18 protein-coding genes and 1 tRNA gene are annotated in these 19,178 nt (G+C 65.1%); 9 read left to right on the plus strand and 10 right to left on the minus strand.

The features are described from left to right. Positions 1 to 40: 40 nt before the first annotated feature. A complete protein-coding gene (gene aceE, locus ACNF49_RS17860) occupies positions 41 to 2,839 on the minus strand; it encodes a pyruvate dehydrogenase (acetyl-transferring), homodimeric type (RefSeq protein WP_498702612.1) in 2,799 nt (932 codons plus the stop codon). A 958-nt stretch (positions 2,840 to 3,797) separates the two neighbouring features. Here aceE and ACNF49_RS17865 point away from each other — a divergent pair. The 7 genes from ACNF49_RS17865 to ACNF49_RS17895 all read left to right on the plus strand — a co-directional run bounded on the left by ACNF49_RS17865 (position 3,798) and on the right by ACNF49_RS17895 (position 7,101). Then, positions 3,798 to 4,094 (plus strand): DUF1918 domain-containing protein, encoded by a 297-nt coding sequence (locus tag ACNF49_RS17865; protein WP_482944387.1) that lies wholly within the window; start codon positions 3,798 to 3,800, stop codon positions 4,092 to 4,094. Positions 4,095 to 4,103: 9 nt separating this feature from the next. After that, positions 4,104 to 4,511 carry a secondary thiamine-phosphate synthase enzyme YjbQ gene (locus ACNF49_RS17870; protein ID WP_357965569.1) on the plus strand — a complete coding sequence of 136 codons (408 nt, stop codon included), beginning with the start codon at positions 4,104 to 4,106 and terminating at the stop codon, positions 4,509 to 4,511. Between the two features lie 118 nt (positions 4,512 to 4,629). Further along, positions 4,630 to 5,058, plus strand: coding sequence for a DUF3052 domain-containing protein (locus ACNF49_RS17875; RefSeq protein ID WP_352321051.1), 429 nt, complete (start codon positions 4,630 to 4,632; stop codon positions 5,056 to 5,058). Positions 5,059 to 5,087: 29 nt separating this feature from the next. After that, positions 5,088 to 5,549 (plus strand): peroxiredoxin, encoded by a 462-nt coding sequence (locus ACNF49_RS17880; protein WP_357965566.1) that lies wholly within the window; start codon positions 5,088 to 5,090, stop codon positions 5,547 to 5,549. A 14-nt stretch (positions 5,550 to 5,563) separates the two neighbouring features. After that, entirely contained in the window at positions 5,564 to 5,893 is a 330-nt protein-coding gene (locus tag ACNF49_RS17885; RefSeq protein WP_352321053.1) for a hypothetical protein, read from the plus strand. Between the two features lie 174 nt (positions 5,894 to 6,067). Beyond that, the gene (locus ACNF49_RS17890) at positions 6,068 to 7,009 is read left to right on the plus strand and encodes an ROK family protein (protein WP_482944388.1); all 942 of its coding nucleotides are present in this window, start codon (positions 6,068 to 6,070) and stop codon (positions 7,007 to 7,009) included. A gap of 17 nt (positions 7,010 to 7,026) precedes the next feature. After that, a tRNA-Val gene (locus ACNF49_RS17895) sits at positions 7,027 to 7,101 on the plus strand. A gap of 57 nt (positions 7,102 to 7,158) precedes the next feature. Here ACNF49_RS17895 and ACNF49_RS17900 read toward each other — a convergent pair. From ACNF49_RS17900 to ACNF49_RS17940, 9 genes are all read right to left on the minus strand, one after another. Beyond that, positions 7,159 to 8,283 (minus strand): tyrosine-type recombinase/integrase, encoded by a 1,125-nt coding sequence (locus tag ACNF49_RS17900; protein WP_482944389.1) that lies wholly within the window; start codon positions 8,281 to 8,283, stop codon positions 7,159 to 7,161. Next, complete coding sequence (locus ACNF49_RS17905; protein WP_482944390.1) at positions 8,283 to 9,893, minus strand: replication initiator; 1,611 nt, start codon at positions 9,891 to 9,893, stop codon at positions 8,283 to 8,285. The genes ACNF49_RS17900 and ACNF49_RS17905 overlap by 1 nt, the downstream gene beginning before the upstream one ends. After that, positions 9,890 to 10,045, minus strand: coding sequence for a hypothetical protein (locus tag ACNF49_RS17910; protein ID WP_482944391.1), 156 nt, complete (start codon positions 10,043 to 10,045; stop codon positions 9,890 to 9,892). The genes ACNF49_RS17905 and ACNF49_RS17910 overlap by 4 nt, the downstream gene beginning before the upstream one ends. Further along, complete coding sequence (locus tag ACNF49_RS17915; RefSeq protein ID WP_482944392.1) at positions 10,042 to 11,460, minus strand: FtsK/SpoIIIE domain-containing protein; 1,419 nt, start codon at positions 11,458 to 11,460, stop codon at positions 10,042 to 10,044. Before ACNF49_RS17915 ends, ACNF49_RS17910 begins: the two co-directional genes overlap by 4 nt. An 84-nt stretch (positions 11,461 to 11,544) precedes the next feature. Next, positions 11,545 to 11,862 carry a hypothetical protein gene (locus ACNF49_RS17920; RefSeq protein ID WP_397194565.1) on the minus strand — a complete coding sequence of 106 codons (318 nt, stop codon included), beginning with the start codon at positions 11,860 to 11,862 and terminating at the stop codon, positions 11,545 to 11,547. Then, the gene (locus ACNF49_RS17925) at positions 11,859 to 12,125 is read right to left on the minus strand and encodes a hypothetical protein (RefSeq protein WP_482944393.1); all 267 of its coding nucleotides are present in this window, start codon (positions 12,123 to 12,125) and stop codon (positions 11,859 to 11,861) included. The genes ACNF49_RS17920 and ACNF49_RS17925 overlap by 4 nt, the downstream gene beginning before the upstream one ends. Next, positions 12,125 to 12,550, minus strand: a complete 426-nt coding sequence (locus ACNF49_RS17930) for a plasmid replication, integration and excision activator (protein WP_482944394.1) — start codon at positions 12,548 to 12,550, stop codon at positions 12,125 to 12,127. Before ACNF49_RS17930 ends, ACNF49_RS17925 begins: the two co-directional genes overlap by 1 nt. A gap of 564 nt (positions 12,551 to 13,114) precedes the next feature. After that, on the minus strand, positions 13,115 to 13,807 hold the full coding sequence (locus ACNF49_RS17935) for a GntR family transcriptional regulator (protein ID WP_482944395.1): 693 nt from the start codon (positions 13,805 to 13,807) through the stop codon (positions 13,115 to 13,117). 289 nt (positions 13,808 to 14,096) lie between these two features. After that, positions 14,097 to 14,381 (minus strand): hypothetical protein, encoded by a 285-nt coding sequence (locus ACNF49_RS17940; protein ID WP_482944396.1) that lies wholly within the window; start codon positions 14,379 to 14,381, stop codon positions 14,097 to 14,099. 345 nt (positions 14,382 to 14,726) lie between these two features. On the opposite strand from ACNF49_RS17940, the gene ACNF49_RS17945 reads away from it, so the two are divergent. Together ACNF49_RS17945 and ACNF49_RS17950 are read left to right on the plus strand one after the other, a co-directional pair. Then, positions 14,727 to 16,016 (plus strand): NsdA family TPR-like regulatory protein, encoded by a 1,290-nt coding sequence (locus ACNF49_RS17945; protein WP_482944397.1) that lies wholly within the window; start codon positions 14,727 to 14,729, stop codon positions 16,014 to 16,016. A 713-nt stretch (positions 16,017 to 16,729) separates the two neighbouring features. Then, entirely contained in the window at positions 16,730 to 18,958 is a 2,229-nt protein-coding gene (locus ACNF49_RS17950; RefSeq protein ID WP_482944398.1) for an NACHT domain-containing protein, read from the plus strand. The last annotated feature ends 220 nt before the right edge of the window (positions 18,959 to 19,178 follow it).

A 19,178-nucleotide genomic window follows, 5' to 3' on the forward strand; every position in this document is an offset into this window, starting at 1 on the left:
CCGCGAGAAACAGTTCGCGGGAGCGCCCCTTCCGGATGACTCAGACGCCCATCGACTGGGTGTCGTTGCTCTCCGCGCCGCCGGCTTCGGTGACGCCGTTCTTCAGGTGGTAGCGGGCGATGGCCTCGCGCAGCACCTCGCCGTCGAGCTCGCCCCGCTTGACCAGCCGGGTGAGCACGGCCAGCGTGATCGAGGCGGCGTCCACGTGGAAGTGGCGACGCAGCGCCGAGCGGGTGTCGGACAGGCCGAACCCGTCGGTGCCCAGCGAGGACCAGTCACCCGGCACCCACTGCGCGATCTGGTCCTGGACCGCCTTCATGTAGTCGCTGACGCCCACGAACGGGCCGCTGGCCTGCGAGAGCGCCTGCGTCACGTACGGGACGCGCTGCTCGGCGTCGGGGTTGAGCAGGTTGTGCTCCTCGCACGCCAGCGCGTCGCGCCGCAGCTCGGACCACGACGTCGCCGACCACACGTCGGCGGACACGCCCCACTCCTCGGCCAGCAGGCGCTGGGCCTCCATGGCCCACGGACCCGCCACGCCGGAGGACAGGATGTTGGCCTTCGGGCCCTGCGTCTGCGGACCCTCGGCGAACTTGTACAGGCCCTTGAGCAGGCCCTCGACGTCGAGGTCGGCCGGCTGCGCGGGCTGCAGGTAGGGCTCGTTGTAGACGGTCAGGTAGTAGAAGACGTCTTCGGGTTGCTCGCCGTACATGCGGCGCAGGCCGTCCTTGACGATGTGGGCGACCTCGAAGGCCCAGGACGGGTCGTAGGAGACCGCGGCCGGGTTCGTCGAGGCGATGAGCGGCGTGTGGCCGTCTTCGTGCTGCAGGCCCTCGCCGTTGAGCGTGGTGCGGCCGGCGGTGGCGCCGAGCAGGAAGCCGCGGCCCATCTGGTCGCCCATCTGCCACATCTGGTCGCCGGTGCGCTGCCACCCGAACATCGAGTAGAAGATGTAGACCGGGATCATGTGCTCGCCGTGCGTGGCGTAGGAGGTGCCGGCCGCGATGGTCGAGGCCATCGAGCCCGACTCGCTGATGCCCTCGTGCAGGATCTGCCCCTGCACGGCCTCCTTGTACGACAGCAGCAGCTCCCTGTCGACCGCCTCGTACGTCTGCCCGTGGGGCGAGTAGATCTTGGCCGTCGGGAACATGGCGTCGAGACCGAACGTGCGGGCCTCGTCGGGGATGATCGGCACGAACCGGTGGCCGATCTCCTTGTCGCGCATGAGGTCCTTCAGCAGGCGCACGAACGCCATGGTGGTGGCGACCTGCTGCTTGCCCGAGCCCTTGCGGAACTGGCTGTAGACGTCGTCGCCGGGCAGCTTGACCGGCTTGGCGCGCATGACCCGCTTGGGCAGCACACCGCCGAGCGCCGCGCGGCGCTCCTTCATGTACTGGATCTCGGGGTCGTTCTCGCCCGGGTGGAAGTACGGGGGCAGCTCGCCCTCCAGGGCCGAGTCCGGGATCGGCAGGTAGAGCCGGTCGCGGAACTCCTTCAGCTCGGCCTTGGTGAGCTTCTTCATCTGGTGGGTGGCGTTGCGCGCCTCGAAGTCCTTGCCCAGCGTCCAGCCCTTGATGGTCTGGGCGAGGATCACCGTCGGCTGGCCGACGTGCTCACGGGCCGCCTTGAAGGCCGCGTAGACCTTGCGGTAGTCGTGGCCGCCGCGCGACAGCTTGCGGATGTCGTCGTCGGACAGGTGCTCGGCCATCTTGCGCAGGCGCGGGTCGCCGCCGAAGAAGTGGTCGCGGATGTAGCCGCCGGTCTCGACCGAGTAGGTCTGGAACTGGCCGTCGGGCGTGGTGTTCATCTGGTTGACCAGCACGCCGTCGACGTCGGCCGCGAGCAGCGGGTCCCAGTCGCGGCCCCACACGACCTTGATCACGTTCCAGCCGGCGCCGCGGAAGTACGACTCCAGCTCCTGGATGATCTTGCCGTTGCCGCGTACCGGGCCGTCGAGCCGCTGCAGGTTGCAGTTGATGACGAACGTGAGGTTGTCCAGCTCCTCACGGGCGGCCAGGCCGATCGCGCCGAGCGACTCGGGCTCGTCCATCTCGCCGTCGCCGAGGAAGGCCCACACGTGGCTGCGCGAGGTGTCCTTGAGCTGGCGGTTGAGCAGGTAGCGGTTGAACCGCGCCTGGTAGATCGCGCCGATCGGGCCGAGGCCCATGGAGACCGTCGGGAACTCCCAGAAGTCGGGCATGAGCCGCGGGTGCGGGTAGGAGGGCAGGCCGTGGAAGCCGTGCGACAGCTCCTGCCGGAACGCGTCGAGCTGGGCCTCGTTGAGGCGGCCCTCCAGGAAGGCGCGGGCGTAGATGCCCGGCGCGGCGTGGCCCTGGAAGAACACCTGGTCGCCCGACTCGCCGTGGTCCTTGCCGCGGAAGAAGTGGTTGAAGCCCACCTCGTAGAGCGAGGCCGCCGAGGCGTAGGTGGCGATGTGGCCGCCCACGTTCGTACGGGCGTTGGCCCGCGACACCATGACCGCGGCGTTCCACCGGATGTAGGCGCGGATGCGCCGCTCGACGTGCTCGTCGCCCGGGAACCAGGGCTCGCGCTCCGGCGGGATCGTGTTGATGTAGTCGGTGCTGCGCAGGCCCGGCACGCCGACCTGGTGCTCGCGGGCCCGTTCCAGCATGCGGAGCATGAGGTAGCGGGCTCTGGTGCGGCCTTCGGTCTTGACGACATTGTCGAGAGACTCGAGCCACTCGTTGGTCTCACTGGGGTCGACATCAGGCAGCTGGCTGGGTAGGCCGTCGCTGATGATCGAGAATCGCTGGCGTCCGGAAGCCACTGGGTCTCGCCTTCCGAGAATGACTGAAGTCTGGTCTGGGTCGCTTTCCATCCTGGTCGCTAGTCGTAGAAAACGCATCTCTACTGACGGGTAACCAGAGCGTCCCTGCTGGCAGGGCCATGTTGGTGGCCTAGACCACCGATGGTAGGACGAATCGCCACCAAAGGTTACATCGGTGGAGCAATTTAACAAGACTAGAAAACGGACGAAATTTCCCCCCCAATCCTAGGGGGCTGTCCCGGTGGGTCGGCCTCCGCCCTCACCCCCTCCCCCGAACGGGGCGGTCCTCACCCGGCGGGGGCGGCCGAGCCGCGCCGCGCGAGTCTAGCCACCCACTTTCCGGTGGAGCCCGGCGGGGCGGCGTCCGCCGGGAGGGCGGCACACGCACACCTCTTCTCCTTGCTTCTGTACGCGCTCCGGAACCGCCGCACGGGCCTTCACGGCATGCGGCGGTTCCAGGGGAGGGCTCGGGGGAAGCCCTCCGAGTTCTCCTGGGGCTGTACGTCTGCGACAGGGCGCATCCGAGACGGGCTGCCTGAGACGGGCTGCCTGAGACCGGCTGCCTGAGACCGGCCGCACCCGAGACGGGCCGCCCCTCAGACGGGTCGCACACCCGCGCCCGCCGCCCGAAGTGTCCGCACGGTGGCCCCCGGGGAGCGCAGGGAGCCGTGGGGCCCGTCGCGGAGCCGGGCGGCTTCCTGCCCGCAGGAAGCTATGTCCGGCTCCTGGGCGTCTGCTCTCCTTGTGTCTCTTGTCGAGTCGGCCCTCCACCGCGCATCCAGCCGCTGCCTCCGCTCGCGGCCCGTCTGGCCATGCCGGATGCGATCTCGTTCCGGCCCGCACATACGGCTCTCGGCCGGGGCCGCTGCCGAAATGAGGCCATATCGGAACCATCAGGCGACAGAGCCGGACGCGACCCCGCCGTCCAGGCTCTGACCAGCGACAACGCCCTGATGGTCAGGTGATCCGACGACCACGGTCCGGCCGTGACGGCCGAAACGCCGTGCCCGTGCCGCGTAACGTTTCGGTCATCATTTTCGGCCCCCATGAAGACCGGGCAAAAAAACGCCATCCTTGGGATCCGCTCTTTTCCTGGGCCATCCGTCGTACCAATGTGGAAGGTATGAATGCGACGGCAGGAGACCGCCTCCTGATGCACGGCAACACCGTCGGCGAAGGGGATCGGAGCGGCGTCATCACCGAGGTCCACGGCACGGATGGCGGGCCTCCGTACATGGTGCGGTTCGACGACGGCCACACCGGGCTGGTCTTTCCCGGCCCTGATGCGGTCGTTGTGCCTCAGTAGGATTTCCCTGTGAGATCAGAAATCATCTCCGTGGCCACGGGTTCACGTGAGACCGTGCACGACATCACCGCTGAATGCGCTGAATTCGTGCGCGCGCAGGGAAATGACGGCCTGTTGCACGTTTTCGTGCCGCACGCGACCGCGGGCGTGGCGCTGCTGGAGCTCGGCTCCGGCAGCGACGACGACCTGCTCGCCGCGCTGCGAGACCTGCTCCCGGCCGACGACCGCTGGCGTCATGCCCACGGTTCGCGCGGTCACGGCAGGTCACACGTCATGCCCGCGCTGATCCCGCCGTACGCCACGATCCCCGTGCTGGGCGGGAGAATGGCGTTGGGCACATGGCAGTCCGTCGCGCTGGTCGACCTCAATGTCGACAACACGCAACGCCAGGTTCGCCTGTCGTTTTTGTCAGATTGATTCTGGCCGACTACGGCCGTACCCGTGGCGACCGTTGACGACTGAGGGTCACAGCGTGTGGACTGTGCCGAAGCGATAAACCGCATAGAGCGGGGCCACTCAAGCAGGAGGGATAAACGTGAGCGCGACCGCGGGTCAGGCGCAGGGCGAGCGCGGCCTGGCCGAACGACTCGGCCTCAAGCCGGGTCAGGTGGTGCAGGAGATCGGTTGGGACGAGGACGTCGACGACGAGCTTCGCGACTCCATCGAGGACCTGACCGGCAACGAGCTGCTGGACGAGGAGAGTGACGACGTCGTCGACGTGGTGCTGCTGTGGTGGCGCGACGGCGACGGGGACCTCTTCGACGCCCTCAGCGACGCCATGCGAGCACTCGCCGAAGCCGGCCAGATCTGGCTGCTGACTCCCAAGGCCGGGCGCGATGGCCACGTGGAGCCGAGCGACATCGGGGAGGATGCCGCTACCGCGGGTCTCTCGCAGACCAGCAGCATCTCAGCCGCACCGGACTGGTCCGGGACCAGGCTCGTCGCCCCGAAGGGCCGACGTTAGGAAACTCCGAGGCCGGCCGATACGGCAGGATGGTGGCTGTGAACGCACATCCTGCCGAGGTCGGCGCACTGGCTCCGGATTTCGAGCTGCAGGATCAGCACGGCGCCCCGGTGAGACTGTCCATGTTCCGGGGCGAGAAGGTCGTGCTGGTCTTCTATCCGCTTGCCTTCAGCGGGATCTGCGAGGGCGAGCTCACCGCGCTGCGTGACCAGCCTCTCGACGCGCGGGTGCTCGCCGTGTCGGTCGACTCCGTGTTCGCCTTGCGTGCCTGGTCCGATCGGGAAGGTTACGGATTCGCCCTACTCTCCGATTTCTGGCCACATGGACAGGTCGCCCAGGCGTACGGTGTGTTCGATGAGGCGAAGGGGCTCGCACGTCGGGGGACCTTCGTCATCGACGGCGAGGGCGTGATCCGGTGGTCGGTGATCAGTCCGATCTCCTCGGCACGTGACGTCGCCGACTACGTCAAGGCACTCGCCGACATTTCTTGACCTCGGAGGGAACGATGCCCTGCTACCGATGCGGGGCCCGGCAGACCGACCCGGTCCGTGGCGCCAGCCCGTGGCAGCGCGGGGTGCGCAACGAGTCCCAGGTGCTGATCTGCCCGGACTGTCAACGGCTGCACGACCTCGACCTCGACTCCTGCGCCACCTGCGGGTCCACCGCGCTCATCTGCCGGCTGGGGGAGATCGAGTGCCGCGGCTGCGGCGCCGTCCGGCAGGCCCGGGCGCCGAAGGGGTTCGAGGAACAGGGGGCGTACGTGGGGTCGGGTGCTCCGCCGGGGTTGTCGGCGGAGGTCGAGGCGGCGCTGAACCGAGTGCTGGGCAGGGCCTGACCGCCCGGGTGATCTTGAGCCCAAGGCTCTGGCGTCGGGTGGTTGATCGCCAGTTCAGGGCCCTGGTGTGGCCGTCCTGGACCGTGGCGCCGTGCCCCCCTTCCAGCTGAGAGATTCTCAAGCGCCTTTTCAGACATTTGCTGACCTGCGCTATCGTCTCCTTTCGTGTCCGCTATGAGTTCGTTCGTCGTCGCGCTCGACGTCGGTGGCACGTCCATGAAGGGCGGCCTGGTCAGCGAGTCCGGTGAGGTGTTGCTGAGCGAGCGGCGCCACACTCCTCGCGCGGAGGGCCCTGAGGCGGTCGTGTCCGCCATTTCAGACTTCATCGGCCACCTGGCCTCCTCCGGCGACGGCGAACCCGCAGGCGTCGGTCTGGCCGTCCCCGGGCTGGTGTCCGCGAACGCGGCTCTCTATGCGGCGAACTTGGGCTGGCGTGACGTCCCCGCCTCGAACTTCACCACCCTGGACATCCCCGTCATGCTGGGCCACGACGTCCGCACGGGCGGGCTGGCCGAGAGCATCCTCGGCGCCGGAAGAGGCGTCTCCGACTTCCTCTTCCTCCCCATCGGCACCGGTATCGCCGGAGCCTCGATCATCAACGGCGACCCGTACGGCGGCTCCTCCGGCTGGGCCGGCGAGATCGGCCACACCCCCGTCTTCCCCGACGGCGAACAGTGCGCGTGCGGCCAGTTCGGCTGCCTGGAGACGTACGCCTCGGCGGCCTCGGTCGGCCGACGCTACAGCCAGCGCGCGGGCGTGGAGGGCGTACGCGCCGAGCAGGTGGTCGCCTCCGACGACCCCATCGCCATCGAGGTGTGGGACGAGGCCGTGGAGGCCCTGTCGCTCGCTCTGGCGACGTACACGCTGCTGCTGGACCCCTCGGTGATCGTCCTCGGCGGCGGCCTGGCCGAGGCCGGTCCCGCGCTCTTCGACCCCGTGCGTACCCGCCTGGTCAAGCGCCTGGCCTTCCGCGACGCGCCTCCGCTCGTCCCGGCCGCGCTGGGCGTCGACGCCGGCATGCTGGGCGCCGCCCTGCTGGGCTGGCGCGCCGCCGGCCGCCCCGAACTGGGCCCCGGCTGGACGGTGAATGTGCGATCGGCCCCTCTGGTGTCGTAAGGTTAGTGCCGATCAGGGGGCGGTTAGCTCAGCGGTAGAGCACTCGCCTTACAAGCGAGGGGTCACTGGTTCGAACCCAGTACCGCCCACCAGCACAAGAAGCCCCGTTTCCGATCATGGAAACGGGGCTTCGTGCCATTAGCGTGCCATTAGCTGCTGCGAGGGCTCTTTTCGATCTTCGCGTTCATGGCGTCGGCGATCTTGCGGTCGGCCTCCGCCGTGCTGTGCTGGTAGATCAGTGCGGCGCGGACCGAGTCGTGTCCCATGCGCTGCATGAGATCTTTGAGGCTCGCGCCGGAGCTGGCTGCGATCGTGTTTCCGGTGTGCCGAAGATCATGGAAGTGCAGACCAGGGAAGCCGATCTTCTTGGTGCGCGCGTCCCACTTGGCGGCGCGGCGGAAGTTGCTGCGTCGGAGGATGCCGCCACGTGCCCCGGTGAAGATCAGTGCGTCGGCTTCCGCGTCCGTGAACTCGTCGAGATGTTTGCGGAGCACAGGGGTGATCGCTTCCGGTATGGCGATCGTACGGACACCCGCGCGGGACTTGGGCGGGCCGACGAGGAGTTCGCCGGTGTCGAGTTCGACGTGCTGTTGCCGAACGCTGACGGTCCGGGCGTTCAGGTCCAGGTCCATCCGGCGGAGGGCCGCCACCTCCCCCCAGCGCAGGCTAGCGAAGGTGGCGAGGAGGACCAGGGCGCGCAGGCGGGTCGGCATCAGGTCAGCCAGCTCGAACACCTTCGCCACGGTGAGGACGGGCCGCTCTTCGGGCTTCTCCTCGCCGGCACCACGGATGCGGCACGGGTTGCGCGGAATGATCTGATCGTCCGCCGCCGTCATGAGAACGGCCCGCAGGAAGCGATACGCCTTGGCCACCTCGGACTGGCCGACACCGCTGCCGAGCAACAGGACGCGCCATTCCCGAATAGTGGCCGTGTCCACCTTGCCAATGGGCACGCCGCCCAGGTGAGGGCGGATGTAGCGCTTGAGTAGCCCCTTGTAGATCTCGACGGTACGAGGCCGGAGATTCGTCCGCTCGTTGATCCACTTGTCCGCGTAGTCACCGAGCTTGACCTTGGCGCGCTGTGGGTCCGTCCATTCGCCCGTGATCAGCTTGGCCTCGATCAGCGAGAGTGCTTTGTCCGCATCGCGCTCGCGGGCATAGGTGGTCTCTCCCATGCGGATCTTGCCGTCCGGACCGGGATAGCGGATCTGAAACCTTCCGGAGGGGAGCTGGCGGATGCTGCCGAAGCGCCGCTTGCCTGGCTTGTTCGCCATCAGGCCGCCCCTCTCAGGTCCGTTGCCGAAAGATCTTGTCCGGTTGCTCTCGCTTCCAACTCTCTGAGGTGGGTTCGCCAGCGTTGGCGTTCGGCCACGGTGCGAAGGAGTCGGACGGCGAGTGGTGGCACATTGGCGTCTCCGGCGGGGAGGGGGCGCCAGACGTAGCGGTGTGGGTCGGGCCTCTCGTTGGTCTGGCCGAGGGCTTCCAAGACCCAGGTGCGGCGGTCCTGCTTGTGTTCGGCGAGGGTCTTGTTGCTCCACTTGCGGGAGACGAGGACGCGGCGTCCGGCGTAGCCGAGGTGTTCGGGCTTGTGGGCCTTGCTGCGGCAGCGGCCAGGGAGCATGCCGGGCTTGGCGCCCTTGGACTGGATGCCGTAGCGGAGCCAGTTCGGGCAGGTGGGTGAGCAGGGTTCGTAGCGGAGGGCGTCCAGCATGCGGGTGGCGTGCTGTTGGTGGGCCTGGCCGCCGTCGAGGGCGTCGCCGATGGACTTGGTGAGGTACTTGGACAGGTAGCGGATGCATTGGTCGGCGTCCGGGGTGCCGGCGAGCACGCCTTGGACGTCTACTTGGTCGCCGAAGCGGATGACGTGGAGGGGTTCGGCGTCCTCGTCGAGCGCGTCGAGGGCTTCGTCCCAGGTGGGCAGGACCTCGCCGGTGACTGGGTCGAGGTAGCCGGTGCCCTCGTACCAGATGGGCAGGTGGTCACCGTCGAAGATGACTTCGTCGGCCTGTGGCCACCAGACTTGGTGGTAGGTGGCGGCGGCGATTTGCTTGATCTCGGCGCGTGGGAGCGTTCCACGGATGGCCATGTGCAGGTGCGGCGCGAGCCGCTTCTGAGGCTCCACTGAGGCGAAGTACTGCACGTCATAGCCCGCGACGCGGCGCAGGTTCTGGACGAAGCGATCAACTAGCTTCGAGAAGTGCAGCGCGTCCCGTGCGGCCCGCCGGTAGTCATAGGTGTCAGAGTCGATGGGTGCGCCGTCGCGGACCTTGCCGTACGAGGGCAAGGTGAGCGTGACGAACAGGGACGGCCGGTAGGTCTTGCCGTCCGGTGCTTGGAAGGTGCGTCCCAGGGTCGTGTTGGCCATCTTGCGCTTCGGCAGGTCCGGCGCGTCCTGGCGGCGCCTGGTGGAGCGGGAGCGCTTGGTGGTCGTACGGCCGAGGATGTTGCCGCGCATGCCTGCGGCGTTGATCTCCTCGTCCAGGCCGGTGATGATCGCGTCGAGTTCGGTGGTGTCGTGGCCGGCCTTTTCGGCGGCGTCGCGCTGGGTTTGGTAGTCGGCGCGGAACTCCACCAGCCAGCGCTGCTCTTCGTTCGGGTCGTCGGGTGTGATGGCGGGTTCGGTCTCCAGGTGCCAGCCTTCGCGGCATTGGGCCTTGCGGAGCTGCTTGTTGCGCTTGGCGCAGGGCGAGCACTTGCTGTCGAGGGTGGCCCCGCACGGTACGTCGATGATCTCGGACTTGCCGGTGACGGTGTCGAGGCGCTTGAGCGGGATGGGGCGGATGCAGACGCCGTGTTGCTTGGCGACTTCTACCAGTACGTCGCGGGCCATCGGCATGGCCTGGCGGATGGCTCGGGGGAGTGCGCGGTCGTGCGCATGGGTCATGCGGTCCTCCCTTCGTCGGGGTCGGTGACGATGAGCGCGCTCTGGCCGCACTCAGTGCACTCGACCAGGGCGCGGACCGGGTCGAGGCGGAGAACGTTCAGGGTGAGGCAGGTGGCGCAGCGAAGGCCGTCCAGCAGGTGAGTGAGCGTCATGCGGCCTGCCTGTAGTAGGCGACCATGTCGCGGATGTCGGCGTCGGAGACGTAGGCGGCGCGGACTCGGATCGGTTCGGGTGAGGTCTCCAGTCGCATGTAGGCGACGCCGGCCCCTTGTTCGGGGATGGGTGAGATGTGGTCGGCGAGTGCGCCCCGGTCGCGTGCACCGTCGCCGAGGACCATGTCCACCTGTTCGGACTCGTCCAGGCGGAGGGCGATCTTGTCGGGGAACAGGTTGCGGATGTTCATGACTTCCTTGCGTGGGTCTTGGAGGGCGGCCATGACGCCGACGCCGACTGAGCGGCCTTGGGTCGCCAGGGTGGCCAGTGCTGCGGAGATGCGTTGCCGGAGGTGCTTGTCGGGCTGGTAGGCGGTCAGGAACGCCACTTCGTCGACGAGCACCAGGACGAACGGGTCCTCGATGGTCGGGACGTGGGAGCGCTGGAGACCGGCGAAGCGGGACGCGCGCTTCTGCATGACGCTGACGGCCTCGTCCAGCAGGTCGGCACAGTCGGACGGGTCGGCGGCGTAGCGGCCTTGGAACAGCTCTCGACCGAAGGACAGCTCCATGAGCTTCGGATCGAGCGCCCAGACTTCGGCCAGGCCCGCCCGCATCGCAGGAAGCAGGCCGCGGATCGTGTCCCACAGGAATGAGCCCTTGCCGGCCCCCGTCGCTCCCGCGATCAGGACGTGTGTGCCGTGGACCTTGAGCCGGAGCGGTTGGCCGTCCTCTTGCTTGCCGATCTCGACCGGGCCGACGGATGGCTCATCTGGGATGGGAAGGGCGGGCATGGGCGCGACCAGAGGGTCGCTGCGTGGGAAGGTGAGCAACAGCCTGCCGCCCTTGATGAGCGCGACCCGGCAGGAGGCTGCCCCGAAGCCCTGGGCGAGGTTGTCGAGGCGGTCGGACCAGTCCTTGACCGCCTGACCGGCGAGCATCCGGACGGTGATGCGGTCGGCCCATCCGTCGCAGGTGATGCGGATCAGGCGAGGTGTGTAGACGCGACCGTTGACGCGTCTGGCCAGGCCGGAGACGTCCATGACTGATTGCCAGTGTCGGCGGTAGACCGAGATCAGCCGCCACCAGGCCAGCAGGCGGAAGCCGACGAGGCGGGAGAAGGAGTCCGGCTCGGTGAAGGCCCAGGAGAGCAGGGACAGGACGACGAAGCCGAGCATGGATGCCGTGGCGGGCCAGCCGTACCAGTACCAGGCGAGCCCCAAGGTGACCGGTACAGCGACGGCGACCGGGTGCCGCCACGTCGTGCGGACGAGGGCGGACAGGAAGCGCCAGATGTAGACGAGGAAGGTAACGATGGCGGGGGTCTTGACGACGGCCGGGCGGAAGACGACGGCCGTGTCGGGCGTGGTGGAGACGAGGTTGCGCGCCTCGTCGCCAGGCAGCCGCTTGAACATAGGCTTGGAACCTCTCGTGATGTGGAGTCAGGGGAGAACCGAGGGGCCGCCGGAAGTTGCCGCTTCCAGCGGCCCCGCCTCATGTCAGGTCGCCGGGTCGGTGGCGTCCTGGTCGTTGGCCGTCTGTTCGGCGTGCAACTGCTCGCAGTCGGCCAAGTAGCGAGCGGCGGCGGTGAAGATCTCGCGGGCGGTGGCCAGGTCGGCATCGGTGACCGGCCCGGCTCCGCTCGTGGAGATGTGTACGTTCGCCTCGGACGAGGTGAACTCCAGGTACGGGCGCGGGCTTTCGAGCAGCAGTCCGGCACTGGCCCGGAGACCCGGCGTGTAGAAGGAGACCCGGACGTGCGGCTCGGAGTCGGGCCGGATGGACAGGGTGACGTAGGTGTAGGGGCGGAGAGTCATGCCGCGACCCCTTGTCCGTCCGGAAGGCCGTAGAAGCTGCGTTCCAGCGAGCGGGCGAAGCGGTGAGCCGCGTGGGCGAGCTGGCGGGCGAACTCCAGGTCCTCCGCCGTCACGGGTCCGTTGGTGGTGACCAGGACGGAGGTGGCGCCGAAGTCGAGCGCCAGGACGGGTTCACGGCGGGCGAACGGGTGGTTCATGGTGCGGGCGGCGTGCCCGGTGGTCAGCCGGATCACGCTGTTGCGCGGGGTACGGCGTCGGGTCATCAGGCGGCGTCCTTTCCGGCCGAAGCCTTGCTCTGGGCGGGCTGGTTGAGATGGCGAGGTGCGTGCATCTCGCGGACCTTGATCGAGTAGGCGAGACGTCCGGCGGCGTTGACGTATGGCGTGATGGCGATGCCGTCGAACTCGACCGGCGTGAACGGCAGCCCCGGCATCGGTTGCGGGGGCACCGGTTGCACCGGGGCGAGGATCTTGACCGCGACCGTCTTTTGGGCGGGCTTGAGGGTCGGGTCACCGTCCATGACCGCGACCTGCCAGACCAGCTCTGCGGTCTGCTTGTCGCGGGCCTGCACGAACCGGCCGCCGGAGGAGGCGTCGAAGTCCTTGACGGGCTCGACCTCGCCGACGATGTAGCAGCCGTGCGGGAAGACCATGGCGAAGGTGACGGGGATGGGGCCTTGCAGAGCCATGACAGCTTTCCTCTCTTGACTGGCAGGCACTTAACCTATCAAGTTGATGCTCCGAGATTACGCAGCTCAAACTTGCTAGGTCAAGTGCCTAAGAGAAATTTCGGCGCGGAATCGTGAATCCTCTGTGCTTTATTCACAGCAAATCGGACGAAATAGTCGCAATTGTGGAGACCGTAGAAACGGAGCCGGGTGTCATCAGCGGGACCGCCCTCGGGCTGTTAGTGCTATCTGGGTTTTCGGGGCGCCGCTCTGCTTCATACAGGCGCTTGGGGCCGGCCTGGCGCATCCCGAAGTCGACCAGGCAAGTGTGAGCGGATGGCTGACCGCAGCCGCATGGATCTTCGCTGGGTCCCCGGTTCTCGCCACAGGAATCTGCCTGTTCACTGACAGGCGCGTCGGCGCATGCATCTTCGGCGTCATCGCAGCGGCATGCGTGATCTTCGTCCTGGGATCCGTACAGGCCCATCAGGCGAAGCTGCACCCTGTACCGTCTCCCTCGCCGTCCAACCATTGCATGGAGCGCAGCGGTGGAGGCAATGAATGCCCAGAAGGGTAGGTGTCGCCTCAGGCGATCGGGTAGGCGTCTTCCAGCTCGTGCCGGTCGGCGGGAAGCAAGACTTCCACGACGGTAAGAGGCCGGCCGGAGGCATCTCGTACCGCGCCGAAGACGGCCAGGAGCGGTTGGTTCTTCGGCATCGCGAGCTGCTTGGCCTCGTCGGCCGAAGGCATGCGGGCGGTGATCTGCTCCACGATGTGGTCGAAGCGGATGCCCTTGCGCGCCTGGAGGTGTTCCCGGAAGCCCTGTCTCAGGGGTTCCCCGCTGGTCAGATCCGTTCCTTCGGAGAGCTCCAACGGCAGCCAGAGCGACACCAGCTCGGTCGGTTCGCCATCACGCGTGATCAGACGCCGCCGTACGAACGCCTTGCTCATGAGCTGGAGAGCGAGCAGAGAGCTGATCCGATTGGGGGCGGTCACCGCGCCCACCTCGACGACCTCGCCCGTGGAGTCGGTCTCCGGCTTGGTCAGATACGCCTGCCCTGGCCGCTTCTGCTCGACGGAGGCCATCGCCGGTCGACCGCGTACGAAGCGGCCCTTGCCCTGCTGGGACTCGATCCACCCCTGCTCACGCAGCACGCGCAGGGCGGCGACAACGGTGGGACGGGAGACGCCGAACTCTTGGATGAGCTGGTTCTCGCTGGGGAGCAGTGTGCCCGGCGGGTAGTCTCCCGCCTCGATGCGCCTCTGGAGAGTCTGCACAAGCTGCGCATACTTAGGCGGCACGGACTCTAGCGACATCATGACCGTCCAACAGCCGACAGGTTGTTTTACCAAGTTTGAGCGTATCCGGCTTGCCGCCGGCTGTCCACGTGGTTCGCCGAAGCGGGGAGCCGTACATGAAAGAGCCGGCAGGCAGCGCAGTGACCGGGCTGGGAAGGGTGCCGCGGGGGACGCCACTGCAACTGCCTACCGGGGGAGGCACGGCGAGACCGGACGATGACCCTCACCCCCTCCGGAAGGGGTCACCTCTGCCTCGCCGTGCCCGTCATCACCTGGCGACGTACTCAGCCAGGACGTTCGCCGCGCCCTCCGGATCGCTGGTCGGGTGCCGCTTCTCGGCGCTCCGCCAGGAGTAGTAGGCGCCGCCGTACCCGACGAACACCCACACCGGCAGCCCTCCCGCCGGCCTGTGCACCAGAAGCACGCTGTTGTTGTCGCGCAGCTCGGCATTCACGCCAAGGCCCGTGAGACGGTCACGCAGCCGGACGAGCATGATGCCCTCGTCCTGGCCTTGCATGAAGCCCGTGTCCACCGCCTGAATGATCGAATTCATTTCACGCTCCCTTCGGCCCGGCCGCTTCCGAGGCAGTCGAGACACTCCCGCTCCTCACTCAAGGTCTGATCTCCGTCGTCGTCGCCGATGAGGAGCGCACGGCGTGAGTCACGCAGCTTGATCCCGCGTCCCCGGCAGGCGGGGCAGCACGACGTCTTGCTTGTCTCGTCTGGCCGGGTCACCGTCGCCATCTCCTCGTTCATCCGGCGTTCCCTGTGGCGGGAGGCCGCGTGACGTACCGTGGTTGCTTGATGACAAGTCCACCGGCAACCGCGTTTCTGCAGGACCCCTGAACGGCCCCCTTGTTTCCCCTTTCGAGCCCCCAGCCGGGAGGAAGACCCGCAGATGCCCGACTACATCCCGAACGTGCGCCTTCGGGCCTGGCGCAACGAAAAGCACCTGTCCCGCGCCCAGATGGCTGACCAGATCAACGCCACTCCCATCGGCATCGCCGAACGGCTGACCTGTGACGAGGAACGCGTCCGGCGCTGGGAGGCCGGCGAAGTTCGATGGCCTCGCACGCCGTACCGGCTCGCCCTGACACAACTGACCGGATTGGAACCGGAGGCACTCGGGTTCTCCCAGGGAAGGCAGAACGACAGCCGCCTCATCGAGGCTCGCGTCATCCCAGCCGACGCGCTACGAGCCGAAGCCGATCTCTACGGGACGATGGAGCTCGCCCAGCAACTCCAGGCATCCGACGTTGGAACTGGCACCTTGGAAGCCCTTGCCGAGGCCGTCGATCTGTTGTGCCGCGCCTATCCCGTTGTCCCCGCAGGCACCCTTCGGGACCGCACGCAGAAGCGCTTGGCACAGATCAACCATCTGCTTGCCGGACGCCTCACTTTGGACCAGCATCGCGAATTGCTCGTGATCACGGGTTGGCTCACTGCTCTGCTGGGCTGCGTGCACTACGACTTGGGGGAGAGGGAAGAAGCCGAAACAGCTCGACGTGCCGCCTTCGAAATGGGCCGCCAGGTCGGACACGGCGAACTCATGGGCTGGGCACACGAGATGTCAGCCTGGTTCGCACTCGTCGAAGGTCGCTACGAAGACGTCGTCACCGCCGCCCGCATGGGCCAGGCGGTGGCCAGCACCAGTAGCGCAATGGTCCAACTCACCTTGCAGGAGGCGCGCGGTCTGGCCCGAATCGGGGACCGCCGGGAGGCCGACCGTGCCCTGACTCGCGGGGCCGAAGTCCTCAGCAGCCTGCCCATGCCCGACCACCCCGACCACCACTTCGTGTTCGACCACGCCAAGTGGGTCTTTTATGCCGCCACCTGCTACACCTGGCTCGCTGATGACGACCGCGCCGAAGAACACGCCCGCGAAACCATCCAGATGCACACCCGCCCGGACGGCACATCTAACGCTCCCATGCGAGTCGCCGATGCGCACATAGATCTCGGCATCGTTCACGCCCGACGAGGCGACCTCGATGCAGCCGTAGACCATGGCATGGCCGCTTTCGACATTGACCGCAGGTCCCTCACCGATCTGATCAATCGCGCAGGGGACCTCGACCGTGTCTTGCGGCAGCGCTACCGACGGGAAGCACTTGCCGAAGAGTTCCACGAACGGTTCGTCACTGCCCGGCGAGCCCTCGCAAACCGTCGCCCAGACCTGCTCGATTAAGGTCGAGAGGATGGACACCACCACCTGTGCTTGCGGCTCGAGCCTTCCGGCCAGCGAACTTCCTGCGTAGTATCCACAACGACCTCGCGGCGCCAGCAAACGATACCGGTGCCCACAGCACTCGACCGTTCCAGCACAGCCCTATCCGGTACTCTCTAAGTTCGCCAGCAAAGTGGGGCGCATCCGCCATTACTAGCCAAGAGCCGTCTCAAGTCATCAAAAGTATGTGAGCGCATGACTCGGTCACGAAAATCTAATGGAGAACCGCCGCGCAGAGGATCCCTCCTTGTCCCTGCGTACGCAGGAATAGGCGTTTTTCTAGCTTCGGCACTCGGCGTTGCTACGAATATTGCCACGGACTTGCTACCGAAGACTTGGAAATGGCCCGAAAATCCGCAAATTATGTGGCTCGCAGTTGCTGGCCTGACATTGGTTAGTGCGCTCATTGCATGGCTGGTCCAAGGACGAATAGAAGGCAAAGACGATCGCTTTCCCGGAGAAAGCGAAAGCAATTACGGCGAGCGTACGGGCACTTCTGTTGGAGGCGTCACTGTTAGCAATTCAACAGTGAACACCCTCATTAATAATGTTAATACAGAAAGCTTGAATATATACAATGCTCGTGACCGAACGAGTCGACCAATCTAGCTGAGCGAGAAGAACGGCTGTCTAAGTTAGAAAGAGAGAGCAAGGCTCGTCTTGTTGAACGATGGATGGCGGTCGGCCTGAGTGAGGCGGTCGCCGATGCGCTCGCTGCCGATTCAACTGTTGGATCACCAGAACGGCTTGGAACAGAGCTCCCCGCCACGAAAATAGTCGCACTAGTAGGCGAGTTCGGCACTGGTAAGTCGGTAACAGCTGAACGATTGCATCAAGCTAGCATCGAGCAAGCGATCGCTGACCCGGAAGCACCAGTTCCCGTTTTCCTGGAGGCTCGATTCATCGAGCGAAGAGTGGACGCAGAGATTCGTCAAGCAGCAGATAGGATCGGCGATCCCGAGAAGACGGGCGTTTATCTGATTCTAGATGGTTTGGACGAGCCCGGACCTGTCGGGGCCCTAGATATTCTAAGCCAAAGTAGAAGAGCGATCCTGCAATGGCCGAATAGTCGTGCAGTTATCACTGTCCGTCCTGGTTTGGATTTGGGTGACACGCCCTGCATCAACCACCCGGACATGACATCTCTGGAAATCGAAAGCCTTCTAGAGCGGGTGGGGGCAGGACGTCACCTTCAACATCCTGAGTCATCGTCCATCAGAGACGCGATGCGTCTTCCTCTCTTTGCTCTAATTGCCGCAGTGCTCGACCGCCAGGGCGTTCAGATGCCCCGATCGCGTGGTGCACTCTTGGCGGCAATTGCATCCAAGGCACTTTCGAGGAGCAGTAAAATAGCCGATGGTCACGTACAGACAGGCTTGCGTAAACTGGCACTACTTTCAATAAGTAGGAATCGTCGCGTGCCGGTAAGTGAAGTAGGCAACCAGCGGCTCATTGAAGCCATGTGCGATACGCATTTGGCAGTTCGTCGAGGTATGACACTTTCGTTTAGCCTTCCCATCTTTGAACAGTACTTCGCTGGGCAAGCCATTCTTGAAGATGGTCTCCCAAGAGATATTTTGGATCAGAGCAAGCTCAGCGATTGGCAAGATGCTCTAGTGCTAGCCGTGAGCATGGGGAGTTGGTCGAGCGCTTCAGCTCTCCTGGAATCGATTGCCTCAGACTTCCCCGGAATTGCTTCTGCAATCGTAACGAAATCGGTACCGCAATATGATCGCGAGGAGGACACATTTCTGCCTACGTATATTGAATGTGGGAATATGGTGCGTCATGCGCTCGCCGTATGGGTATCAGGCATCCTGCCACTTGGCGGCGAGTTAGGTTTGACGCGGTCAGATGGATCAGTTACAGCCATTGCCATTGGCGTACAAGGGTCTCATCTGAGCTGGGGAATTGTATCACCAGACAGAGACAAGTCCATGTCCGACATAATCCCAGCTGGCCCGGAAGTAAGAGATCTATGTGCCAGGCTTGGCAGCGGTATTGTATCGTCCAGTTATGCGGCTTGGCCCTGGCGATGGACGTTGTCGCAGATTGCTTACGAGCTTGAGAAGGCACTAAGTTCTCAGAATGCCGTAATTCCCGATATTGAGGCGACGCGAAATGAGTTGGATTGGACATTGGCGAAAGCTATTGTTAATCAGGGCTCCATAAATCATCGGCCCATTCCCGTTGATGTCGTCTCCGAGGCGCTAGACCGCCTATTTGCGCGCCTGCCACGAAATGTGCAGGCGGTAAGCTTCGGTAAGCGAATTTTTGCTAGAGAGTCGTTGGAAGATTTTGACAATAGGCTACATCGAGGGGACTTGCGCATCTTGCAAGGTTCTCTATCTCGTTCGTATCCCGTGCCAGATGTAGAGAGCCATGGGGGAGGTTGGATTTGGAGCGGGTATTCAGATGAGGATCTACGGACCCTGGTGGAAGATGTATACACGAATGCACTGCATATATATGAAGCGATAGTGCGCGCCAACTTCCCCAAGCTACTTCCCACTCTCGGCATCGGAGGCGCTCTACCGCTGCGCTTGGAAGGTACTCTGGTAATCGGACGTGACTCTGCTGATTATGCTCCACCAAGCCTATGGAGTAAGTCCGTCCTGTTAGATTCTGGCGAGACTTCGTTGGCCCGTATTAGTCTTGGTGCGGAAAACGGTGTGCCTGCACGGGATTGGGATCAAGTTCTTGCTGAGCGGGCATGGAATCGAGAGCAAGTGAGAAGATTGCGTCCACACTCAGACGGATGGCTAACTCTCACGGAGTCATGGAATGCAGTTGATCACGTCTTCGGGGACACGCCAGCAATAGATCAGGCATTCCAGTGGCTTTGGAGTGATCTTCGACGATTGGGTTTTGTTAGATCTAACGCTCCTCGATGGCATCATTGACTGTCGGAGGGGGTACCCATTAGGAATCGCTGTCGGGCATGGCATCGTCAGGCGCTAGACGAATCTTGCGACCGTACTGGCAGTTCGAATCGAATGGATAAGACCGTGACGATCGCCTAGTTGGCCGGCCGCTCACACTAGGAGCTGACCGCAATGCCTGTACTCGGCAGCGCACGGGCACTCGTGCCGTCGGCATCTGACCTCAATCTTGCTCAGTTCA

The organism is Actinomadura sp. ATCC 39365 (genome assembly GCF_054392275.1).

Excerpts from the sequence above, each read along its gene's own strand:
- ACNF49_RS17910 (WP_482944391.1), bottom strand. The coding sequence starts at position 10,045 with ATGACGCTCACTCACCTGCTGGACGGCCTTCGCTGCGCCACCTGCCTC.
- ACNF49_RS17950 (WP_482944398.1), top strand. The coding sequence starts at position 16,730 with ATGGCGGTCGGCCTGAGTGAGGCGGTCGCCGATGCGCTCGCTGCCGAT.
- ACNF49_RS17930 (WP_482944394.1), bottom strand. The coding sequence starts at position 12,550 with ATGGCTCTGCAAGGCCCCATCCCCGTCACCTTCGCCATGGTCTTCCCG.
- ACNF49_RS17905 (WP_482944390.1), bottom strand. The coding sequence starts at position 9,893 with ATGACCCATGCGCACGACCGCGCACTCCCCCGAGCCATCCGCCAGGCC.
- aceE (WP_498702612.1), bottom strand. The coding sequence starts at position 2,839 with ATGGAAAGCGACCCAGACCAGACTTCAGTCATTCTCGGAAGGCGAGAC.
- ACNF49_RS17925 (WP_482944393.1), bottom strand. The coding sequence starts at position 12,125 with ATGACCCGACGCCGTACCCCGCGCAACAGCGTGATCCGGCTGACCACC.
- ACNF49_RS17890 (WP_482944388.1), top strand. The coding sequence starts at position 6,068 with ATGAGTTCGTTCGTCGTCGCGCTCGACGTCGGTGGCACGTCCATGAAG.
- ACNF49_RS17885 (WP_352321053.1), top strand. The coding sequence starts at position 5,564 with ATGCCCTGCTACCGATGCGGGGCCCGGCAGACCGACCCGGTCCGTGGC.
- ACNF49_RS17940 (WP_482944396.1), bottom strand. The coding sequence starts at position 14,381 with ATGAATTCGATCATTCAGGCGGTGGACACGGGCTTCATGCAAGGCCAG.
- ACNF49_RS17920 (WP_397194565.1), bottom strand. The coding sequence starts at position 11,862 with ATGACTCTCCGCCCCTACACCTACGTCACCCTGTCCATCCGGCCCGAC.
- ACNF49_RS17915 (WP_482944392.1), bottom strand. The coding sequence starts at position 11,460 with ATGTTCAAGCGGCTGCCTGGCGACGAGGCGCGCAACCTCGTCTCCACC.
- ACNF49_RS17900 (WP_482944389.1), bottom strand. The coding sequence starts at position 8,283 with ATGGCGAACAAGCCAGGCAAGCGGCGCTTCGGCAGCATCCGCCAGCTC.
- ACNF49_RS17945 (WP_482944397.1), top strand. The coding sequence starts at position 14,727 with ATGCCCGACTACATCCCGAACGTGCGCCTTCGGGCCTGGCGCAACGAA.
- ACNF49_RS17880 (WP_357965566.1), top strand. The coding sequence starts at position 5,088 with ATGGTGGCTGTGAACGCACATCCTGCCGAGGTCGGCGCACTGGCTCCG.